19 protein-coding genes are annotated in these 18,964 nt (G+C 53.6%); 10 read left to right on the top strand and 9 right to left on the bottom strand.

Going from position 1 to position 18,964, the window contains the following annotated elements; translation table 11 throughout:
- The first annotated feature begins 41 nt into the window (after window positions 1-41).
- Window positions 42-2,057, top strand: a complete 2,016-nt coding sequence (locus tag H8K47_RS01970) for an NADPH-dependent 2,4-dienoyl-CoA reductase (protein ID WP_186879756.1) — start codon at window positions 42-44, stop codon at window positions 2,055-2,057.
- Between the two features lie 103 nt (window positions 2,058-2,160).
- Here the strand turns inward: H8K47_RS01970 and H8K47_RS01965 are convergent, their stop codons facing one another.
- The 8 genes from H8K47_RS01965 to H8K47_RS01930 all read right to left on the bottom strand — a co-directional run bounded on the left by H8K47_RS01965 (window position 2,161) and on the right by H8K47_RS01930 (window position 9,581).
- The gene (locus H8K47_RS01965; protein WP_186879755.1) at window positions 2,161-3,462 is read right to left on the bottom strand and encodes an MFS transporter; all 1,302 of its coding nucleotides are present in this window, start codon (window positions 3,460-3,462) and stop codon (window positions 2,161-2,163) included.
- 188 nt (window positions 3,463-3,650) lie between these two features.
- Window positions 3,651-4,082 carry a nuclear transport factor 2 family protein gene (locus H8K47_RS01960; RefSeq protein WP_186879754.1) on the bottom strand — a complete coding sequence of 144 codons (432 nt, stop codon included), beginning with the start codon at window positions 4,080-4,082 and terminating at the stop codon, window positions 3,651-3,653.
- A 65-nt stretch (window positions 4,083-4,147) separates the two neighbouring features.
- Window positions 4,148-4,915 carry an SDR family NAD(P)-dependent oxidoreductase gene (locus tag H8K47_RS01955; protein ID WP_186879753.1) on the bottom strand — a complete coding sequence of 256 codons (768 nt, stop codon included), beginning with the start codon at window positions 4,913-4,915 and terminating at the stop codon, window positions 4,148-4,150.
- Window positions 4,912-5,490, bottom strand: coding sequence for a DUF3833 domain-containing protein (locus H8K47_RS01950; protein ID WP_186879752.1), 579 nt, complete (start codon window positions 5,488-5,490; stop codon window positions 4,912-4,914). The genes H8K47_RS01955 and H8K47_RS01950 overlap by 4 nt, the downstream gene beginning before the upstream one ends.
- A gap of 38 nt (window positions 5,491-5,528) precedes the next feature.
- Window positions 5,529-6,185 (bottom strand): chalcone isomerase family protein, encoded by a 657-nt coding sequence (locus H8K47_RS01945; RefSeq protein WP_186879751.1) that lies wholly within the window; start codon window positions 6,183-6,185, stop codon window positions 5,529-5,531.
- A complete protein-coding gene (locus tag H8K47_RS01940) occupies window positions 6,182-7,426 on the bottom strand; it encodes an SAM-dependent methyltransferase (RefSeq protein ID WP_186879750.1) in 1,245 nt (414 codons plus the stop codon). The genes H8K47_RS01945 and H8K47_RS01940 overlap by 4 nt, the downstream gene beginning before the upstream one ends.
- Window positions 7,423-8,262: a DUF1365 domain-containing protein gene (locus tag H8K47_RS01935; RefSeq protein WP_186879749.1), complete on the bottom strand. Its 840-nt coding sequence runs from the start codon at window positions 8,260-8,262 to the stop codon at window positions 7,423-7,425. Before H8K47_RS01935 ends, H8K47_RS01940 begins: the two co-directional genes overlap by 4 nt.
- Before the next feature lie 8 nt (window positions 8,263-8,270).
- On the bottom strand, window positions 8,271-9,581 hold the full coding sequence (locus H8K47_RS01930) for an NAD(P)/FAD-dependent oxidoreductase (protein ID WP_186879748.1): 1,311 nt from the start codon (window positions 9,579-9,581) through the stop codon (window positions 8,271-8,273).
- Window positions 9,582-9,820: 239 nt separating this feature from the next.
- Between H8K47_RS01930 and H8K47_RS01925 the strand changes: the two genes are divergently transcribed.
- Window positions 9,821-10,444: a TetR/AcrR family transcriptional regulator gene (locus tag H8K47_RS01925; protein ID WP_186879747.1), complete on the top strand. Its 624-nt coding sequence runs from the start codon at window positions 9,821-9,823 to the stop codon at window positions 10,442-10,444.
- Between the two features lie 138 nt (window positions 10,445-10,582).
- Here the strand turns inward: H8K47_RS01925 and H8K47_RS01920 are convergent, their stop codons facing one another.
- The gene (locus H8K47_RS01920) at window positions 10,583-11,143 is read right to left on the bottom strand and encodes a glutathione peroxidase (protein WP_186879746.1); all 561 of its coding nucleotides are present in this window, start codon (window positions 11,141-11,143) and stop codon (window positions 10,583-10,585) included.
- 350 nt (window positions 11,144-11,493) lie between these two features.
- Here H8K47_RS01920 and H8K47_RS01915 point away from each other — a divergent pair, with 350 nt between their 5' ends.
- The 8 genes from H8K47_RS01915 to H8K47_RS01880 all read left to right on the top strand — a co-directional run bounded on the left by H8K47_RS01915 (window position 11,494) and on the right by H8K47_RS01880 (window position 18,846).
- Complete coding sequence (locus H8K47_RS01915; RefSeq protein WP_186879745.1) at window positions 11,494-12,516, top strand: sulfate ABC transporter substrate-binding protein; 1,023 nt, start codon at window positions 11,494-11,496, stop codon at window positions 12,514-12,516.
- A gap of 224 nt (window positions 12,517-12,740) precedes the next feature.
- Window positions 12,741-13,337, top strand: a complete 597-nt coding sequence (gene ssuE, locus H8K47_RS01910; RefSeq protein WP_186879744.1) for an NADPH-dependent FMN reductase — start codon at window positions 12,741-12,743, stop codon at window positions 13,335-13,337.
- Window positions 13,338-13,542: 205 nt separating this feature from the next.
- Window positions 13,543-14,493 carry a sulfonate ABC transporter substrate-binding protein gene (locus tag H8K47_RS01905; RefSeq protein WP_186879743.1) on the top strand — a complete coding sequence of 317 codons (951 nt, stop codon included), beginning with the start codon at window positions 13,543-13,545 and terminating at the stop codon, window positions 14,491-14,493.
- A 7-nt stretch (window positions 14,494-14,500) separates the two neighbouring features.
- Window positions 14,501-15,547: a sulfonate ABC transporter substrate-binding protein gene (locus tag H8K47_RS01900; protein WP_186879742.1), complete on the top strand. Its 1,047-nt coding sequence runs from the start codon at window positions 14,501-14,503 to the stop codon at window positions 15,545-15,547.
- Between the two features lie 2 nt (window positions 15,548-15,549).
- Window positions 15,550-16,695, top strand: a complete 1,146-nt coding sequence (gene ssuD / locus H8K47_RS01895; protein WP_186879983.1) for an FMNH2-dependent alkanesulfonate monooxygenase — start codon at window positions 15,550-15,552, stop codon at window positions 16,693-16,695.
- Window positions 16,696-16,703: 8 nt separating this feature from the next.
- Window positions 16,704-17,531, top strand: a complete 828-nt coding sequence (gene ssuC, locus H8K47_RS01890; RefSeq protein WP_186879741.1) for an aliphatic sulfonate ABC transporter permease SsuC — start codon at window positions 16,704-16,706, stop codon at window positions 17,529-17,531.
- A gap of 40 nt (window positions 17,532-17,571) precedes the next feature.
- Window positions 17,572-18,528 (top strand): ATP-binding cassette domain-containing protein, encoded by a 957-nt coding sequence (locus tag H8K47_RS01885; protein ID WP_186879740.1) that lies wholly within the window; start codon window positions 17,572-17,574, stop codon window positions 18,526-18,528.
- 102 nt (window positions 18,529-18,630) lie between these two features.
- On the top strand, window positions 18,631-18,846 hold the full coding sequence (locus H8K47_RS01880; protein WP_186879739.1) for a TOBE domain-containing protein: 216 nt from the start codon (window positions 18,631-18,633) through the stop codon (window positions 18,844-18,846).
- Window positions 18,847-18,964: the final 118 nt, after the last annotated feature.

Here is an 18,964-nt window from a genome sequence, read left to right as displayed (position 1 = left end):
GTAAGGCTATCGCTGTCGCGCAGACACATTGAGGAAAACCCATGGCATTCTATCCCCACCTGACTAAACCGCTGGACCTTGGCTTTACGACCTTACCGAATCGCTTACTGATGGGCTCCATGCACGTGGGGCTGGAAGAAGTGGACAATGGCTTCGAACGCATGGCCGCCTTTTATGCCGAACGTGCACGTGGTGGTGTGTCGCTGATCGTCACGGGTGGTATCGCACCGAATGAGCGTGCGCGTCCTATGCATGGCGGTGCCATGCTGACTACCGAAGAAGAAGCGAATCATCATAAAATCGTGACTGAAGCGGTACACCAGGCCGGTGGCCGCATCGCCATGCAGATCCTGCACTTTGGCCGTTATTCCTATCAGCCTTCATTGGTGGCGCCTAGCGCATTGAAAGCGCCGATCAATCCTTTCACCCCGCATGCACTGAGCACCGCTGAAGTCGAGGAAACCATCAGCGACTTCGTCCGTTGCGCCGGTCTGGCGCAGTTCGCCGGTTATGATGGCGTTGAAGTCATGGGTTCCGAGGGTTACCTGATCAATGAATTCATCGCTGCGCGTACCAATCAGCGCGATGATGAATGGGGTGGCGCATATGAAAACCGTATCCGCTTCCCGGTAGAAATCGTGCGTCGTATCCGTGAAAAAGTCGGCCCGGAATTCATCATCATTTATCGCCTGTCCATGCTGGATCTGGTGGAAGGCGGTTCGACGCTGGAAGAAGTGATACAACTGGCGCAAGCGATAGAGGCGGCCGGTGCCACCATCATCAATACCGGTATAGGCTGGCATGAAGCGCGTATCCCGACGATCGCGACCAAAGTACCACGTGCGGCGTTTGCCTGGGTCACCAAAAAACTCAAAGGCCATGTCTCGATTCCGCTGGTGGCGACTAACCGTATCAATACGCCGGAAGTGGCTGAGCAATTGCTTGCAGACGATTATTGCGACATGGTGTCGATGGCGCGTCCGTTGCTGGCTGATCCGCTATTCCTGCGTAAGGCCGAGCAAGGCCGCGCGGATGAAATCAATACCTGTATCGGCTGTAATCAGGCCTGCCTCGATCATACTTTCGGCGGCAAGCTGACTTCCTGTCTGGTCAATCCGCGTGCCTGCCATGAAACCGAAATTATTGATGCGCCTGTGACCCAGGTTAAGCGTATCGCTGTGGTCGGTGCAGGACCAGCCGGGCTGTCATTTGCAACCACCGCTGCCAAGCGCGGACATAGCGTGACTTTGTTTGATGCTGCTTCCGAAATCGGCGGACAATTCAATATCGCCAAACAAGTGCCGGGCAAGGAAGAGTTTTACGAAACCCTGCGCTACTTTGCCAAGCAAATTGAACTGACTGGCGTACAACTCAAACTCAATACCAAAGTCAGTGCGGATGATTTGCGTGACTTTGACGAAGTGGTGCTGGCCACCGGTATTACACCGCGTGTACCTGCTATTCCGGGTGTCGATCATCCTAAGGTACTCAGCTATCTGGATGTCTTGCGCGATAAGAAAGCCGTCGGTCAATCGGTCGCGATTATCGGTGCTGGCGGTATCGGCTTCGATGTGGCGGAATACCTGAGTCACAGCGGTACCAGCCCTAGTCTTGATCCGGCCAAGTTCTTTGCTGAATGGGGTGTCGATACCAGCTATCAGCACGTAGGTGGCCTGACCACGCCACATCTGGAAGCACCTGCGCGTCAGCTGTTCCTGTTGCAGCGTAAAACCTCCAAAGTCGGTGATGGTCTGGGTAAAACCACAGGCTGGATACATCGCACCGGTTTGAAAAACCGTCAGGTACATATGATCGCCGGTGTGTCCTATGACCGCATCGACGATGCTGGTTTGCATGTCACGGTCAACGGTGAACAAAAGCTGATCCCGGTCGATAACGTGGTGCTGTGCGCGGGCCAGGAACCTAAGCGTGATTTGCAGGCGGGTCTGGACGCACTGGGCAAGACGGTACACCTGATCGGTGGTGCGGATGTGGCGGCAGAACTGGACGCCAAACGCGCGATTAACCAGGGTACACGCTTAGCTGCGGTGATCTGAGTCCAGTATCCATCTTCAGCGAAACCGGTAACAAACAAGGGAGCGCAATAGCGCTCCCTTGTTTTTATAACGGACTTTTGTTGCCCTGACTGCGTGCTTTGACTCATGCACTAGCGGCTGCTTTTTTATCGTGTATCAGCAGATATACACCGATCAGGAAACCCAGTACGCTCAGGCTGCATACATAATAAGCCGGAGCAAATTTCTCGGTTTTCAGCCACAGCGAGACCATCATCGGCGTCAGCCCACCGAAGATGGCATAGGCCACGTTATACGAAAACGACAGGCCGGTAAAACGTACGGTGGCCGGAAAAGCATTGACCATCACATAGGGTACCGCGCCAACCAGACCAACTGAAAAACCAGCCAGTGCGTAAGCACCGTACAGTGTGGAAGGGTCTTGCAATACCGTGCTGTAGAAATAGTAAATCACCGTGCCAAGCAAACTGCTGCCCAGAATAAAAGTCCAGCCGCCACCAATTTTATCGATCAGTCGTCCCGCCAATATGCAACCCAGTGTGAGTGCAATGGTAGCCAGCGAATTCGCCTGCAAAGTCACGGCCGGTGCCAGCCCCAGCTGCTTTTGCAAATAGGTCGGCGTCATCAGTATCACCACCACTATCGCGGCCGATAACAGCCAGGTCAGCAACATCGATAAGACGACGGCGCTTTTATGATCCCTGAGTACGGTTTTGAGCGGGAATTCTGCGGCCAGCGCTTTTTTCTCCTGCAGTTCTTTGAATACTGGTGTTTCATGCAGCCAGCGGCGCAGGTACATCGCGATAAAGCCAAACACACCGCCGACGATGAAAGGAATACGCCAGGCCCAGGCTTCGATTTCAGCCGGGCTGTAGCTGGTATTAATCAGCGTTGCCACGATCGAGCCCAGCAAAATACCGGCCGTCAGTCCGGCAGTCAGGGTACCGCAGGCATAACCGGTATGCTGGCGCGGCACATGTTCGGCCACAAACACCCAGGCACCCGGTACTTCGCCACCGATTGCAGCACCTTGCAGAATACGCAAAGCCAGCAAAGCCAGCGGCGCTGCAATACCGATCGTCGCATAAGTCGGCAACAAACCCATGGCAAAGGTGGGTAAGGCCATCAGAATGATACTCAGGGTGAACATCTTTTTGCGTCCCAGCAAATCTCCGAAGTGGGCCATGATGATACCGCCCAGCGGACGTGCCAGATAACCGGCCGCAAAAATTCCGAAAGTCTGGAACTGACGTAACCAGTCCGGCATATCAGGTGGGAAGAACAGCTTGCCAATGACGACAGTAAAAAAGACGAAAATAATGAAGTCGTAAAACTCCAGCGCGCCGCCCAGTGCGGCTAATGCCAGCGTTTTCATGTCCTGCCGGTTCAGTGGCCGTGCGGCCTGCGGGGTACTGCTGATTGCCATTGCATGTCTCCTGGTTGGGATGGCTGCGCTTGGAAAGGCAGACTGCCAGCAGCGTATGCAGCCTTAGGTGTGCCTTGCGCAGTGTTGTATTTGCAAAGCAGCATAACGAGGCTGACTCAGAATTGCAATCGCTGATACATGCAAGATTTTCAACTCAGGCTGAACACAGACAATGTCAGCACAGGGATTTACTGATTCGCTGCCTTTTTCAGCAGGCGCATGAGTCCGCCCAGAACAGGCAATTTTTCATACAATTCTTCGGCAGCATCCCAGTAATCGCGATGCATTTCAACCTGCCCCTGCGCATTGAAGCGTACGTGGGTGGCACCGCGTATGCATTGTTCGCTGCGGTCAAAACGCTTCATGCGGAAATAGAATTCCCAACATAAAAACGCCGTATTGTCCTGTAATACCGTATTGGTGACTTTAAAACGCGGCTGATCAACCTGTACAAACATGTGCTCAAAAATGCGCGTAATGGCGGGCAGGCCGCGCACTTCATTGAAGGGATCTTTAAAACTTGCATCCGTACTGTAAATCACGGCGAGCTGACTGACCGTAACAGGACTGATGTGTTCAAAGAACTGTACCAGGTTATGCAGACTGGTCTGATAAGACATGCGCTACTCCGGGAAAAATGACAGCTAAGACGCAAACGGTCGCTGCGCTCAGATCTGCGTATTGCTTAAAGTCCTGTGACTTTATGCACCAGATAAAAGTAACTACGATACGGCAGCAGACGCGCCAGCCGCAACCAGTTGGTGAAACGATGCGGAAAATGGATATGAAAGTCACCGCGTTCCATACCTTGCACAATCGCACTGGCCGCCTGATTGGCGGTCATTAGTGCAGGCATGGCAAAGTCGTTATCGGCCGTGAGCGGGGTATCGACAAAACCCGGATTAATCATATACACCGCAATATTTTTGGGACGCAAATCCAAAAACAGGGATTCACATAAATTGATCACTGCCGCCTTGCTCGGACCATAAGCGAGCGCCTTGGGCAGGCCAGACAATCCAGCGACAGAGCCGACGATGCCTATGCCACCTGATTGCTGCCTGAGCAGCTCAGGCAGCACCACATCGAGGCAATGATAAACCCCGCGAATATTGATATCGAGGATGCGGTTGGCCGCATCCAGGTCGAAACTGTCTGCGCGCATTTCGTTGTAGGCACCGGCCACGACCAGCACCAGATCGATGCCCTGCCATTGTTGCATAAGACGCGCATGTACCGCGCTGACACTGACTGCATCGGTGATGTCCAGCGCGGCTACGCAGGCGGCGCCAAATGGTGCTGCCAGCTGTCGCAACGCAGCTTCGTTACGTGCAGATACGGCGACCCGTGCGCCACGCTGCAGCAACAGGCGTGCGGTCTCTGCACCGATACCGGTTGAGGCACCGATAATCCAGATGCGTTTTCCTTGCCAGTTATGGATAGGCGGGTTCATGGCCTTGGTCCATCGCGTTTAGTGAAGGACAGAGTGACTGTGCCCAGATGCACACCGAACTTACGCATTTGTGCGCGGTTCAGCATCACTTTGTCGTCCATCTGTACCATCAGGTCATCAAAGTCGACGTTGATAATGCGTCCATCCACCGGCAAGGCCAGCACATAATTCCAGTGCAGCGTGTTCCCGGACACGATGCCTTGTGCTTCACCCACGACGTCAGGCGCAGTACCCGTGAAGCGTCCAGGTGCGGTTTTTTTCAGCGTCCAGATACGGGTTTGTTTGCTGCCATCGGAATAACTGAAGTCTTCATGCAGGGTGCCGGTATCGCCTTGCCAGTCGCATTGCATCACAACCGTAAAGCGTTTCACGATTTCGCCTGAACGGTTTTGAAACATGCCCCAGGCATCCAGCTTGCCATTGAAATAGCGCTGCAATTCCAGCACTGGCTGTTCCTTTGCATATAGCGCAGAATCATAGGTGCTGGCGCAGGAGCTCAGCAATGCAGCCAGCGTCAGCGCGCCAGCCAGTTTCAGGCCGGACAGCGCCCAGGTGCGTTGCAGACGTGTTTTCATGTGCGTTTCCTTCAGCTAATCAATAAGAGCGTTCAGACTCAGGGCGCAGTGCCCGTGCTGTACCCGGCGCTGTTACCGGAACCAGCCAGCAATTGCTTGCGTAAGGCCGGTGCCGAGGTATTCGGATGCAGCCAGATCGCAAAAAAAGCCTGTGCAAAGTCGGCATCTTTGACTTCAGCGAGCAGTTTTCCGTCCAGGTAAAAGCGAGCGCCACTGGCGCCATCATAGATGCCGGTGATATGTGTGCCTTCTTTCACGTCTGGGAAAATCTGCTGCATCGTGGCCAGCCATTGCTGCCGTTTTTCCGGCGTGCCGACCTGCAGTTTTTCCATTTCATCCTGACTGGCCTGCGCAATCTTTTTACCGACCAGACTGCGCGCATAGCGCAAATCCAGCGCATAGCGTTTCAGGTCGGGACGCCAGCCTTCCGGGCCAGTCCACAGGCTGGCCTGGTAAATCGCCAGCCCAAACCAGCGGTAGCCACCGCTGCCGGACAGACGCGCCTTGCCCAACTCTTGCTGGATATGGGGCGCCGCGCTTTCGCTCTGGGTCTGCGCTGGAGATTGCGCCTGGATCTGAGCTTGAGTCTGGCTGCTGGCATGCAGCGGACTGAAGCAGCTAAGCAGCAGTAATCCGGTCTGCAGCCAGCGTAGCTGCGAGGCGGGTCGATGTGCTTGGATGGCTTGCGGTTTCATCGTTTGCGCAGCGTGAATTGAGCGACATCGATATTCCCGGCGCGGAATCCGGCTTCGCAATAGACCAGATAAAATTCCCAGGTGCGCAGGAAAGCCTGATCAAAACCCTGAGCCCGGATTTCCGGCAATTTTTCAAGGAAGGCCAGTCGCCATTCCTGTAAGGTTCTGGCGTAATCCAGCCCGAAGGTAAACGTGTCTTCTACCTCCAGACCATATTCCTTAGCCAGCGCATGGAAGCGTGCGATGGAAGGTAGCATGCCGCCCGGGAAAATATATTGCTGGATGAAGTCAGTGCCGCTGCGGTACCGCGCAAATAAATCGTCTGCAATCGTAATGCTTTGTATGCAGGCGCGGCCGCCACGTTTCAGGTTGCGTTGTAAGCAGGCGAAATACGAAGGCCAGTATTGTTCGCCCACCGCTTCAAACATTTCTATCGAGGCGATCGCATCGAACTCGCCGCGCGCATCGCGGTAATCGAGTATTTGCAAATCGCTTTGCGCATGCAGTCCGGCACGCTGCAGTCGCTCGCGCGCGAAATGCAATTGCTCGGTAGAGAGCGTGAGCCCGGTCACGTGGGCACCGGCTTCACGCGTCGCCATCTCAGCAAAACCGCCCCAGCCACAGCCGATTTCTAATACCTTGGCGGAATCGGGCAATTGCAACTGATTCAGGATACGGCGGTATTTTGTGAGTTGTGCATCATGCAGATTGCCGACCTGATCACCATCGAACAAGGCGCTGGAATAGGTCATGGACGGATCCAGCCACAGCCGGTAAAAATCATTCCCTATATCGTAATGGGCATGGATGTTTTTCTTGCTGCCGGTACGTGAATTGCGGTTGAACAGATGCTTGATACGATACAGCAGGCTGCCCCACCAGGTGCCGTAAATCACCGATTCCAGCTGTGCGCGGTTACGCGTGATCAGCTCGATCAATCCGACCAGATTGGGACTGTTCCAGTGCCCCGCAATAAAGCTTTCAGCGAAGCCGATATCGCCCGACTTCAGCACAGAACGTATCATCTGCCAGTCATGCATATATAAATGCACATGACGATTGCCATCATCAGCACGTCCAAAGCAGGCACTTTGTCCATCGGGAAAATGTAGGGTCAGGCTGCCATGCTCCAGTTTGCTCAGCAGACTCAGTACGATACGCATTTCAGCCGGAAAACAGCTGGTATCCAGATGGGCGATGGCATGGTTTGCGCTGGACAGGGTGGGGTGTAGACTGCTCATCGGCTGACCTCTTGTTGGGGTGGGCTGGGTTTAGTAAAAAAAGGAACACGCTTGATCCACAGACGCAAAGCCTGCCAGTGGATACGCCACATGACGGCTAAAGTCATCAGCGGATAGCGCAGCATGACAAAGGCGATGCAACGGTCACTGAGTTGCCCGGCCTGTCCGGATACGCTGGTGAGTAATAGCGGACCGGCTGCATCGTCGTAATCGATTTTCGCCAGATAGCGCGCTGCGGCCGGTACGCTATCTGCATGCTGTGTGTGCTGCGTTGGGTGACGATGCAGGAAGCGAAAACGGTAACGCCCCTGTACTTCGCAGAACGGCGACACATGGAAAATTTTCTCTGCCTGATATTCCTGGCCATTTGTCAGCGCTGCATCCTGGGCCAGTAAATACACATGCTTTTCACCGAAGGTGTTATTCACCTCGCACAGAATCGCACGCAGTGCACCGTCCCGACGGTAGCAAAACCAAAAAGAAACCGGATTAAACACATAACCAAATACACGTGGAAAGCATTGCAGCACGATATCGCCATCGGCATCATGCACGCCATGCGCATGCAGTATCTGCTGCGCCCAGGTCAGCAAGGCGCCCTGACCATCGCCGTGGTCACGGTTGTAAAACGACAGGCAATTCCAGCGATTGAGTGAGAACAGGCGACAACCGGCGTCTGTGCTCTGTTGTTCCAGATTTTGCAACGGTATGCGCAGAAAAAACACGCCATAACGGAAGGCATGCACAGCAGGACGCAAGCGCTGATGGATCACGACACCGCGGCACAGTTCTATCTGACGCACGCTGTGGTGGGCTGTCGTGTGAGCGGTATCCATAGTCAGACTCAGGCAGCGGCTGACCACGTGTCGCCAGTGTCGGAAGAACCGGCACGCGCCAGGATATTTTTCGCCACAAACAGTCCCGATTTCAAGCCATCTTCATGGAAGCCATAACCGGTCCAGGCACCGGCAAACCAGGCTTGTCGCTGGCCTTGTATCTGTGTCAGTGCCTGTTGCGCAGCAACGGCTTTGCTGTCAAATACCGGATGCGCATAGTCATAGCGCGCCAGCACTTTATCAGCCGCTGGTTCACGAATTGGATTGAGCGTCACGATCACCGGTGTCTGACATGGCAGCGGTTGCAATTGATTGATCAGGTAATGCACGCAGACACGTGGCTCATCCCCATTTTCGCTCTCATAATTCCAGGCCGACCAGGCTTTGCGACGCGTCGGCAGGAAGCTCGCATCGGTATGCAGTACCGCGTGATTTGGCTGATAAGCGACGGCGGACAAGACACTACGCTCTGCGCCGCTGGCATCTTTCAGCAAGGCCAGGGTCTGGTCGCTGTGGCAGGCGAATACAACCTGATCAAAGCTTTCTATACCGCGGGTTGATTCGACGATCCAGCTGCGCTGCGCATGTTGATACACGGCGTGGACCGGCGTTTTCAGATGGCAGTGACTGATTACAGGCAGCATTTTCTCTACATACTGGCGCGCACCGCCTTTGACGGTTTGCCATTGTGGCCTGTTATTGACTTGCAGCAAGCCGTGGTTATGGCAGAAATTGACAAAGGACGACAGCGGAAACGCCATCATGGTTTCGGTGGGACAGGACCAGATGCAGGCCGCCATCGGCAGCAAATACCCGTGTCGGAATCCGTCGCTGTAACGATGCTGATCAAGGAACTGGCCCAAGGGTGTGTGGAATTCCTGCTGGCTGGCGGACAGGGCAAGTGCGGTAGTCTGTTTGTTGAAACGCAGAATATCGCGCAGCATGCGCAGAAAGTCGGGATTGAACAGATTTCTGCGTTGTGCGAATACGGTATCCAGATTGGCACCAGCCCACTCCAGCAAACGTCCGCCTTGCGGCATTTTGACTGAGAACGACATATCGGTCGTTACGGTCTCTATCTGTAAATCCTGAAACAGCCGCACCAGATTGGGATAGGTTTTGTGATTGAACACCAGGAAGCCGGTATCGACACCGAAGGTGTTGCCTTCCAGACTGACGTCAACAGTATGGGTATGCCCACCAAAGTAATCGTTGGCCTCAAACAAGCTCACCTCAGGGGTAACCGCAAGTTTTACCTTGGACAATTCGTAGGCGCAAGACAAGCCGGAGATGCCGGAGCCGATGACAGCGATTTTCATAGGGGCAGAGATCGTTGTTGGATTTTTATTATCACACCTTGATGTGACGCTAAGGTTGCACTGCGGTTATTTCTTGCAGGAACGTTGTTATTCGCACCTGACGCCATTACTTTTTCTGTTTTACCCCAGATTTCCTGTGCATCACGCTATGCTGGAGTAAAATATGACTATTAATTTCAAAACGTGACTGATCAGTCATAAAATATACTACAAAGTTTTATTTTGTGCAGAAAAATATCATGCAGATAAAAATTCCCTTTAAAAAACAACAGTTTGATGCACGTGAAGAGGCCATCATCGATGCCGTGAACCGCCTGTTATCGGAAAAAGGCTACGACCTGATGACCATGGATGATGTGTCCGATGCAGTCGGCATCGCCAAAGGCAGCCTGTATAAGCATTTCTCGTCGAAAGAAAAGCTGGCGGCTGCGGCGCTGACCCGCTTGTTGAATGCCACCGTCGCGGAGCTCGACAGCCTGTCTGCGGACTTACCGGCGCTGGCGCAGATACGGCATATCCTGGCCTGGTCACTCAGACTACGGTTGCAGGGAGGTGTGCCGCATTTACCTTCAACCAGTCTGACCTTACAGCGTAGCCTGATGCTGAACCTGGAATACGTGATGGTGGCGTTGAAAGTGCATAAGCGCTTTCATGCCATGGTGGCGCGAGCCCGCGAACAGGGGGCGCTGACGCCGCTGGTACCGGACGATGTGCTGGTCTATACCCTGTATTCCCGTGCCTGCGATCCGACCATGGAATTCCTGCTCAGGGATAAGAAACTCAGCCATGAACAAATCGTGGATGCGATGGTGCATGCGACCATAGGTGGATTTTTATCAGAACAGGCGCGTGCGCAGTTTTGAGCAGGTCGCAAAGGAAAATTTGGGGCTGATTGACGCAGTATTGAAAAAATGAACCCTGCCGTAGCAGGGTTCATTTTTTTTTGCAGGGTTTTGCAGGGTTTTCAGCCTCTGGCGCGCATATAGCTTGCATGTAGAGAATTATTGCGCCAGCGCTTTCTCAATATCGGCCACCAGTTTTTTATCATCCGGTGTCGTCATGCTGGAGTAAGCCGCGACCACATTGCCTTTGCGGTCGATCAGGTATTTATAGAAATTCCACTTCGGTGTGGTGCCGGTGGCTTTGACCAGTTCAGCATAGAAGGGATTCATATCCTTACCGCTGACTACGGTTTTCGCAAACATGGGGAATTTCACGCCATAGGTATTAAAGCAGAAGTCGGCGATTTCCTTGCTGTTCCCCGGCTCTTGTTTGCCGAAGTCATTTGATGGAAAACCCAGCACCACCAGGCCCTTATCACTGTATTTGGCAAACATCTTTTCCAGACCTTCATACTGCTTGGTGAAGCCGCAATAGCTGGCAGTATTGACGACCAGCGCCACTTTGCCTGTGTACTGACATAAGTCTTGCGGCGCATCATCCTGCAAGCGCTTAAAACTGTGTTTCAGTACTGCCGGGCAGGCATCCTGTGCGCTGGCGTAGTCGCTCGCCAGACCGAGTCCGGCGAAAGTGATAGCGAGCAACTGTGTACGTAGCAACATGGCGAACTCCTGGATAAAGATGTCAGACCGCGATTGCGGTGAATAGTTTGTCACTGGCGACTATAGCCAGCTTTCATTTGATGCAAGACCGGCATAGTGTAGCCGACCCTCCGTTTCCTTGCTATGCATCTCTTCATGTCAGGACTTTTGCAAACCATCCCAACTGCGTTTTGATACCTTGCCGCACCAATGTATTGTTTGCATCGTCATACCTTGCTGACACACTTTTGCGCCAGTTCTATATGCTTATTGAGAATATAGATCGTCAAAAAAAATCGTTTTCAAATATAAAGAATGTCTTTATTCTGAAATTCTCGATTATTTACCCCTACAAGTTGGAAAGTACAGTTATGGCAATTGCTCAATTTTCCTGGTCGGCGCTGGCAGCCAGTGTCGCACTGAGTTTCGGTTTAACTGCAACAGCGCAGGCCGCCGATATTTCTTTGTTAAATGTCTCTTACGATCCTACCCGTGAGCTGTACCAGGATATCAATCAGGCATTTGCTAAACAATGGCAGGCGAAAACCGGTGATAAAGTCACCATTAAACAGTCGCATGGTGGCTCCGGCAAACAGGCACGTGCTGTGATAGACGGGCTTGACGCGGACGTCGCCACGCTGGCTCTGGCCTATGACACTGATGCACTGGCAGAAAAAAATCTGCTCGATAAAAACTGGCAAAAACGTTTGCCGCATAACTCATCCCCTTATACCTCCACCATTGTATTTTTGGTGCGCAAAGGAAATCCAAAAGCGATTAAAGACTGGAATGACGTGGTCAAACCGGGTGTGGCCGTTATCACACCGAATCCTAAAACCTCCGGCGGCGCACGCTGGAATCATCTGGCGGCCTGGGGCTATGCCTTGAAACAACCAGGTGGTTCTGAAGCCAGTGCCAAAGAATTTCTGAGTAAGCTGTATAAAAACGTACCGGTACTCGATTCCGGTGCGCGTGGTGCCACTACTACCTTTGTAGAGCGCGGTATTGGTGATGTATTGCTGGCCTGGGAAAACGAAGCGCTGTTGGCGATCAAAGAACTGGGCCCGGATAAAGTCGAGATCGTCGTTCCATCCACCAGTATTCTGGCTGAGCCGGCCGTTGCAGTCGTCGATAAAGTGGTTGACCGGCGTGGTACACGCAAGGTGGCAGAGGCTTATTTGCAGTACCTGTACAGCGACGAAGGCCAGGACGCGATTGCTAAACACTACTATCGTCCGACCACAGAAAAAGCGACGAAAAAATATGCAGCGCAATTCCCGAATGTGAAGTTGTTCACGATTGATGATGTGTTCGGCGGCTGGACTAAAGCGCAGAAAACCCATTTCGCGGATGGCGGTATTTTCGATCAGATTTATCAGCCAGGTAAGCGTTAATGATAAAAGTGTGCAGGCAGCTGTCTGCCTGCACAAATGAAGTAAATATATGGAAAACAGGGGTACGCCACGCAACAGCGTCACCTGAATTCTTTTCCTTTAGGACTCACGAAAAACCGCCCCAGCGGCGTTATGGCTCCTTGCCGTACAGCTTGTACTGCCTGTGTCGCCATGCCTTGCCGGGACAATTTTGCGTCAGTCCTAACCTCGATGAAGGAGATGTGATGAGCGTGTTATTACTCTCTGGCAGCCCGGTGACGCCTTCGCGTTCCGCCCGGCTACTGGATTATGTGGGCGAAAAGCTCAAAGCTTATGGTCAGCGCACGGTCAGTGTGCCTATCCGTGAGTTGCCGGTACAGGCAATTTTCAATGCAGACTTTAGCGATCCGGAATTGCTGGCAGCCCGCCAGTTGCTGGCAAAAGCAGAGGCGGTGGTGATTGCTACGCCGATTTACAAAGCTTCTTACAGCGGTTTGCTGAAATCTTTTCTGGATGTGTTGCCGCAGGATGGCCTGGCTGGAAAGGTTATATTGCCCATCGCAACTGCGGGCTCACAATCACATATGCTGGCACTTGATTACAGCCTGCGTCCGATACTGGCTTCTTTATCGGCACGCTATATTTTGCCCAGCATCTATGCTACCGATGCACAGATACAATGGCATGAAACCGAGGGGCTGCAAATCGACCCAGCCATCGCAGAGCGCGTCAATCATGGCGTAGAACTATTGCACGAAACGCTGGAATCCATGCGTCAATATCATCTCTCCCGCCTTGCTTCACGCAGTGCCATCGCGCCAGAAATGCGCTGTCGCGCCTAGCCCGAAATCTGTTCTATTTCCGAATACATGCTGACTGAAGTCTGCAGGCACCAGGCCCGGACTCCAGCCAGAAATGCAGTGACTATGCCCACCTGAGCAGTGCCGGCAGGGGCAGTCTCATACCTGACACCATTAGAAAGCACATAGTATGCAACATCAATACAACAGAATTCAATCAGCGTGGCTGGCGGGAAAAAGTTTGGTAATGAACGTATTTTCTTTGCTGGCGCTGGTGGCCGTCACTTTGCTGACAGCGCAGTCCGCAGCGGCGCAGAGCAAACCAGGCAGTGCCCAGGTCGTACGCATCGGCTATCAAAAATACGGCACCCTGGTTGTACTCAAAGCCAGCGGAGCATTGGAGAAAAGACTGGCTGGCAGCGGCGTAGAAGTCCGCTGGATCGAATTTCCGGCCGGACCACAATTGCTGGAAGGCTTGAATGTAGGCAGTATCGACTTTGGCACCACCGGCGAAGCGCCGCCTATCTTTGCACAGGCAGCCGGTGCTGATTTGCTGTATGTGGGCTATGAACCACCGGCACCGGGTGGTGAGGCTATCGTTGTTCCTAAGGGCTCTGCACTGAAGTCTTTGAGCGAACTGAAGGGTAAGAAAATCGCGCTCAACAAGGGCTCGAATGTGCATTACCTGCTGGTGAAATTACTCGAAAAATCCGGTCTGGCTTATAAGGATGTAGAACTGGTTTTCTTACCACCAGCCGATGCCAGAGCTGCCTTTGAACGCGGCAGCGTGGATGCCTGGGTGATCTGGGATCCTTTCCTGGCGGCCGCTGAAAAGCAACTCGGCGCACGCGTGCTGGCCGATGGCAAGGGCGTGGTCAGCAATCACCAGTTCTATCTGGCGGCGCGCAACTTTGCCCAGAAAAATCCGGAAGTGATACGCCAAATCATTGATGAGCTGGCCCGTTCGGATGACTGGAGTCAGAAAAATCTGAAAGCAACCGCTACCTTGTTATCGACTCAGGTCGGACTGGAGCCAGCAATCGTGGAGCTGGCCGCACAGCGCTTTGCGTATGGCGTCAAGCCTTTATCGGAAGCCGTGATTAAGGAGCAGCAGGCGATTGCAGACAGCTTTACCGAGCTGAAGCTGCTGCCTAAGCGCATCGTGGTACGCGACGCGGTGTATCAGCCTAAACAGTGAGTTTGCGATGCATGATCCTATTCCATTTCGCTTATCGCGCCGACGTCATTTGCAGACTGCGCTTGCACTGGCAGTCAGCGGCTGCGTTCTGCCACTTAGTACCGTGTACGCTGCTTCAGCGAATGCAAACGGTAATGTGAATGACAAGCCCGCTTTGCCTAAAGAGTTACGTATAGGTTTTCAAAAAAGCTCAGTCAATCTGAGCCTGCTTAGGCACCGGCAAGCGCTGGAGCAGCGTCTGAAAACAGTGCGTATTCAATGGTTTGAATTTACTGCAGGACCCCAGATGTTAGAGGCCTTGTCAGCTGGCAGTATCGATTTTGCCACGACAGGGGAACCTCCCCCGATTTTCGCGCAGGCTGCCGGCAGTTCACTGGTGTATGTGGGGGCAGAGCCAGCCAAGCCCGGCGTCAGCGCGATCCTCGTTAAAACCGACTCCAGTATTCGCCAGCTGGCAGATCTGAAGTCAAAGAAAATCGCTTTTCAAAAAGGCTCCAGCGCCCATTATCACGTCTTGCGTGCAGTACAGCAGGCGGGATTGCAATGGTCAGATATCACGCCGGTCTATCTGGCACCGGCTGATGCACGTGCCGCGTTTGAACGCGGCAGTGTGGATGCCTGGGCGATCTGGGACCCGTATTGGGCGGCGATAGAACAGGCGCTCAAACCACGGGTATTGGTGACCGGACAAGGTCTGGTGAATAACCTGTCGCATTACTTGTCTTCACGCGAGTTCGCGGAACGCTATCCGCATCTGATACAGCTGCTGTTTGAAGAGCTGACCCGCAGCGACAGTTTTGTGCAAAGTAACCGGACTGAGGCGATTGCGATTATCGCGGCCAGTACCGGGCTCGATAAAACGTCCATTGCACGTTTTCTGGAGCGCAGACCGCGCTCGCCGGTGGTGTATCTGACGACGCAGATGCTGGAAGAGCAGCAGCGCGTGGCAGACAATTTTTACCAGCAAAAGTTAATCCCGAAAGGGGTTCGTATTGCCGATGCGGCCTGGTTTCCACCGGCGCAGCTGAATAACTCTGTGAAGGAAAGAGCATGAGTCTGAACATATTCTGGTTTATCCCTACCCATGGTGACAGCCGCTATCTGGGCACTAGCCATGGTGCAAGGGCCATCAATTATGATTACCTGAAGCAGATTGCGGTCGCGGCCGACACTCAGGGTTACGATGGGGTGTTGCTGCCTACCGGCCGCTCTTGCGAAGATGCCTGGGTGGTCGCATCCAGCCTGATCGCGGCAACTAAGCGTTTGAAATTTCTGGTGGCGATACGCCCGGGGCTCAGCAGCCCGGGACTATCGGTACGCATGGCATCCACTTTCGACCGCTTATCGGGCGGACGTTTGCTGATCAATATCGTGACTGGCGGTGATCAGGGCGAACTGGAAGCGGATGGTGTATTTGCGGATCATGAAAAACGCTATGAAATCACCGATGAATTCCTGCGTATCTGGCGCGCGTCGCTGGCTGGCGAGGGCGGGGAGGCTGGTTACGATTTTCAGGGTAAGCATCTGAGCGTGAAGGGTGCCAAGACCTTGTTCCCACCGGTGCAGCAACCGTATCCGCCACTGTATTTTGGCGGCTCTTCAGAACCTGCACATGAACTGGCTGCAGAACAGGTGGATGTGTATCTGACCTGGGGTGAACCGCCTGCGGCAGTGGCTGCCAAGATTGCCGATATGCGTGAACGCGCAGCCAGACATGGGCGACGTTTGCGCTTTGGCATACGGCTGCATGTGATCGTCAGGGAAACCAATGCAGAAGCCTGGGCAGCTGCAGATGCGCTGATCCGCTATGTCGATGATGACGTGATCGCGCGGGCCCAGGCTGCTTTTGCAAAAATGGACTCCGTCGGCCAGCAGCGTATGGTGGCTTTGCATGGCGGTAAACGCGATAAGCTGGAAGTGTCCCCGAATCTGTGGGCTGGTGTCGGTTTGGTGCGCGGCGGAGCCGGTACGGCTTTAGTCGGCGATCCTGAAACGGTGGCGGCGCGTATCCGCGAATATGCCGATTTGGGTATCGATACCTTTATCTTTTCCGGCTATCCGCATCTGGAAGAGTCTTACCGTTTCTCAGAATTGGTCTTTCCTTTGATTGGCAAGCAAGTGCCTGGTGTTGCCTCCAGTCTGACCGGACCTTTTGGTGAAATTATGGCCAATGGCATTGCACCCAAAGTCTCACAAAGTTAGGACGCCACATGGGACAGCAGATCACACAAACCACACGAGGTAACCTCATACCCGCCAGGGCCTCCACATTTGACTGGCGCGGTCAGGCACTACCTTGGCTGGTACCGGTACTCCTGATCGTCGTCTGGCAATTTTCAGCGCAATCTGGCTGGCTATCCAGTCGTATCTTACCTGAGCCGTGGGCAGTGGTGCGCGCAGCCTGGGAGCTCAGCCTGTCTGGCGATTTATTGCTGCATGCCAGAACCAGCCTGTGGCGTGCCTTGTCAGGTTTTGCCATCGGCGGCGGCCTGGGCTTATTGCTGGGTTTGTTAACGGGCACCTTCCGCATTGCTGAGACCTTACTTGATACCAGCTTGCAGATGATACGGAATATTCCTGCTCTGGCACTGATACCGTTGGTGATTTTATGGTTTGGTATTGATGAGGCAGCCAAGCTGTTTCTGGTCTCGGTGGGGGTTTTTTTTCCAGTCTATTTAAACACTTTTCATGGCATACGTTCAGTTGATCGCGGTTTGATCGAGATGGCGCGCAGCTACGGCGTATCGGGCTGGGCACTGTATCGCGACGTGATTTTGCCAGGTGCGCTGCCATCCATTCTCGTCGGCGTGCGTTTTTCGCTGGGCTTGGTGTGGGTTTTATTGATCGTGGCTGAAACCATTTCGGCGCAGGCCGGCATTGGTTATATGACGATGAATGCCAGAGAGTTTTTGCAGACCGACGTGGTGCTGGTCGGAATTTTGTTATACGCCTTGCTGGGTAAGCTGGCCGATGTCTTGTCACGCGCACTGGAACACTATTGGCTGCGCTGGCATCCGGCTTATCAGCAACAGGCTTGAATCAGCTGGCTGACTCCGCTTTCAGAATAAGGATAGCATCATGCGTTTTTCCGCAGAATTAACTTCACAGACCACGCTGGAAATTGCTTCCCTGCGTCAGTTACTGAATCCGCTGCAACTAGACGATGCAGACGTGGCGCAACATATAGGCACGCCAGTCTCTGCTGAGCCGCCAGCTGGCAACACAGGCTGCACGATAGACCTGCAACACGTGACGAAGTCATTTGGACCTCAAGCCATTTTGCAGGATTTGAATTTGCAAATAGCCGCAGGTGAGTTCGTCGCAGTGATAGGCCGCAGCGGCTGCGGTAAAAGCACTTTGCTACGTGTGATCGCCGGGTTGGAGCAAATCGACAGCGGCAGTCTGCAGTTTGCTCAGGGCACGCAGCAACCGGCGATCCGTGTGATGTTTCAGGATGCGCGTTTGTTGCCATGGAAAACCGTACAGCAAAATGTGGCACTGGGATTGGAACAGGATGCGGCACAGGCCAGCCAGTTATTGGCACAGGTGGCACTGGCAGACCGCGCTGGTGACTGGCCATCGGTATTGTCTGGCGGTCAGCGGCAGCGCGTGGCATTGGCCAGAGCATTGGTGCATCAGCCCGCCGTATTACTGTTGGATGAACCCTTGGGTGCCTTGGATGCGCTGACCCGTATAGAGATGCAAAATCTGATCGAGCAATTGTGGCTGCAACGTGGCTTGACGGCGGTGTTAGTCACGCATGATGTACAGGAAGCCGTGACTTTAGCGGACCGTGTCATTCTGATTGAAGATGGTCAGGTCGCGTTGGATCAGCAAATTGATTTGCCACGGCCCAGACAGCGTGGCGATGCCCGTTTCGCTGCCCTGGAAGCCGCGATCTTGCAGCGCGTATTAGATGGCAATGCGCCGCAAGCGCAAACAGCAGCTGGTCCGGTAGCAGGTCCGGTAGAGAATCAGCAAGCGCCGGATGCCGCGGCGCTGCCTACGGTGACTGACCTGGCCTGGGCAGTCTGATCCAGACTCCGGGCTTGGTCGAAAGCATGTAAGCATCCTCAATGTCAGGCAGGGCATGATTGACAGGAATCATCCGGTCTACACGCAAACGGGAGAGAAAAAATGACGATACAAGCGATCAATGTACGCAATCAGTTTCGCGGCAAAATTAAGGCCATATTGCTGGGACAAATTGTCTCTGAAATCGATGTCGAGACAGCTGCCGGGATAGTGACCTCGGTCATCACTACCCGTTCAGTCAAGGATTTGAACCTGGAAATCGGCACCGAAGTGGTGGCGCTGGTCAAGGCAACTGAAGTATCACTGGCCAAACTATAGCCGTGACAAAAAACGCCCCAGCTGCGTCACTGCGCTTTTGCGTTTTTACGCTTGGCACTGCTACGCGTATAGCCTGCGCCTCTGGCCTGGTTGAGGCAAATTTGCCTGGACTTCTCAT

The organism is Cognatundibacterium rugosum (genome assembly GCF_014284365.1).
GTDB classification, from domain to species: Bacteria; Pseudomonadota; Gammaproteobacteria; order Burkholderiales; family Burkholderiaceae_D; genus Undibacterium; species Undibacterium rugosum.
The sequence above is the reverse complement of the archived record's forward strand: the minus strand, read 5'-3'. Positions and strand labels throughout refer to the sequence as shown.

Excerpts from the sequence above, each read along its gene's own strand:
- H8K47_RS01970 (WP_186879756.1), top strand. The coding sequence starts at position 42 with ATGGCATTCTATCCCCACCTGACTAAACCGCTGGACCTTGGCTTTACG.
- H8K47_RS01965 (WP_186879755.1), bottom strand. The coding sequence starts at position 3,462 with ATGGCAATCAGCAGTACCCCGCAGGCCGCACGGCCACTGAACCGGCAG.
- H8K47_RS01960 (WP_186879754.1), bottom strand. The coding sequence starts at position 4,082 with ATGTCTTATCAGACCAGTCTGCATAACCTGGTACAGTTCTTTGAACAC.
- H8K47_RS01955 (WP_186879753.1), bottom strand. The coding sequence starts at position 4,915 with ATGAACCCGCCTATCCATAACTGGCAAGGAAAACGCATCTGGATTATC.
- H8K47_RS01950 (WP_186879752.1), bottom strand. The coding sequence starts at position 5,490 with ATGAAAACACGTCTGCAACGCACCTGGGCGCTGTCCGGCCTGAAACTG.
- H8K47_RS01945 (WP_186879751.1), bottom strand. The coding sequence starts at position 6,185 with ATGAAACCGCAAGCCATCCAAGCACATCGACCCGCCTCGCAGCTACGC.
- H8K47_RS01940 (WP_186879750.1), bottom strand. The coding sequence starts at position 7,426 with ATGAGCAGTCTACACCCCACCCTGTCCAGCGCAAACCATGCCATCGCC.
- H8K47_RS01935 (WP_186879749.1), bottom strand. The coding sequence starts at position 8,262 with ATGGATACCGCTCACACGACAGCCCACCACAGCGTGCGTCAGATAGAA.
- H8K47_RS01930 (WP_186879748.1), bottom strand. The coding sequence starts at position 9,581 with ATGAAAATCGCTGTCATCGGCTCCGGCATCTCCGGCTTGTCTTGCGCC.
- H8K47_RS01925 (WP_186879747.1), top strand. The coding sequence starts at position 9,821 with ATGCAGATAAAAATTCCCTTTAAAAAACAACAGTTTGATGCACGTGAA.
- H8K47_RS01920 (WP_186879746.1), bottom strand. The coding sequence starts at position 11,143 with ATGTTGCTACGTACACAGTTGCTCGCTATCACTTTCGCCGGACTCGGT.
- H8K47_RS01915 (WP_186879745.1), top strand. The coding sequence starts at position 11,494 with ATGGCAATTGCTCAATTTTCCTGGTCGGCGCTGGCAGCCAGTGTCGCA.
- ssuE (WP_186879744.1), top strand. The coding sequence starts at position 12,741 with ATGAGCGTGTTATTACTCTCTGGCAGCCCGGTGACGCCTTCGCGTTCC.
- H8K47_RS01905 (WP_186879743.1), top strand. The coding sequence starts at position 13,543 with ATGAACGTATTTTCTTTGCTGGCGCTGGTGGCCGTCACTTTGCTGACA.
- H8K47_RS01900 (WP_186879742.1), top strand. The coding sequence starts at position 14,501 with ATGCATGATCCTATTCCATTTCGCTTATCGCGCCGACGTCATTTGCAG.
- ssuC (WP_186879741.1), top strand. The coding sequence starts at position 16,704 with ATGGGACAGCAGATCACACAAACCACACGAGGTAACCTCATACCCGCC.
- H8K47_RS01885 (WP_186879740.1), top strand. The coding sequence starts at position 17,572 with ATGCGTTTTTCCGCAGAATTAACTTCACAGACCACGCTGGAAATTGCT.
- H8K47_RS01880 (WP_186879739.1), top strand. The coding sequence starts at position 18,631 with ATGACGATACAAGCGATCAATGTACGCAATCAGTTTCGCGGCAAAATT.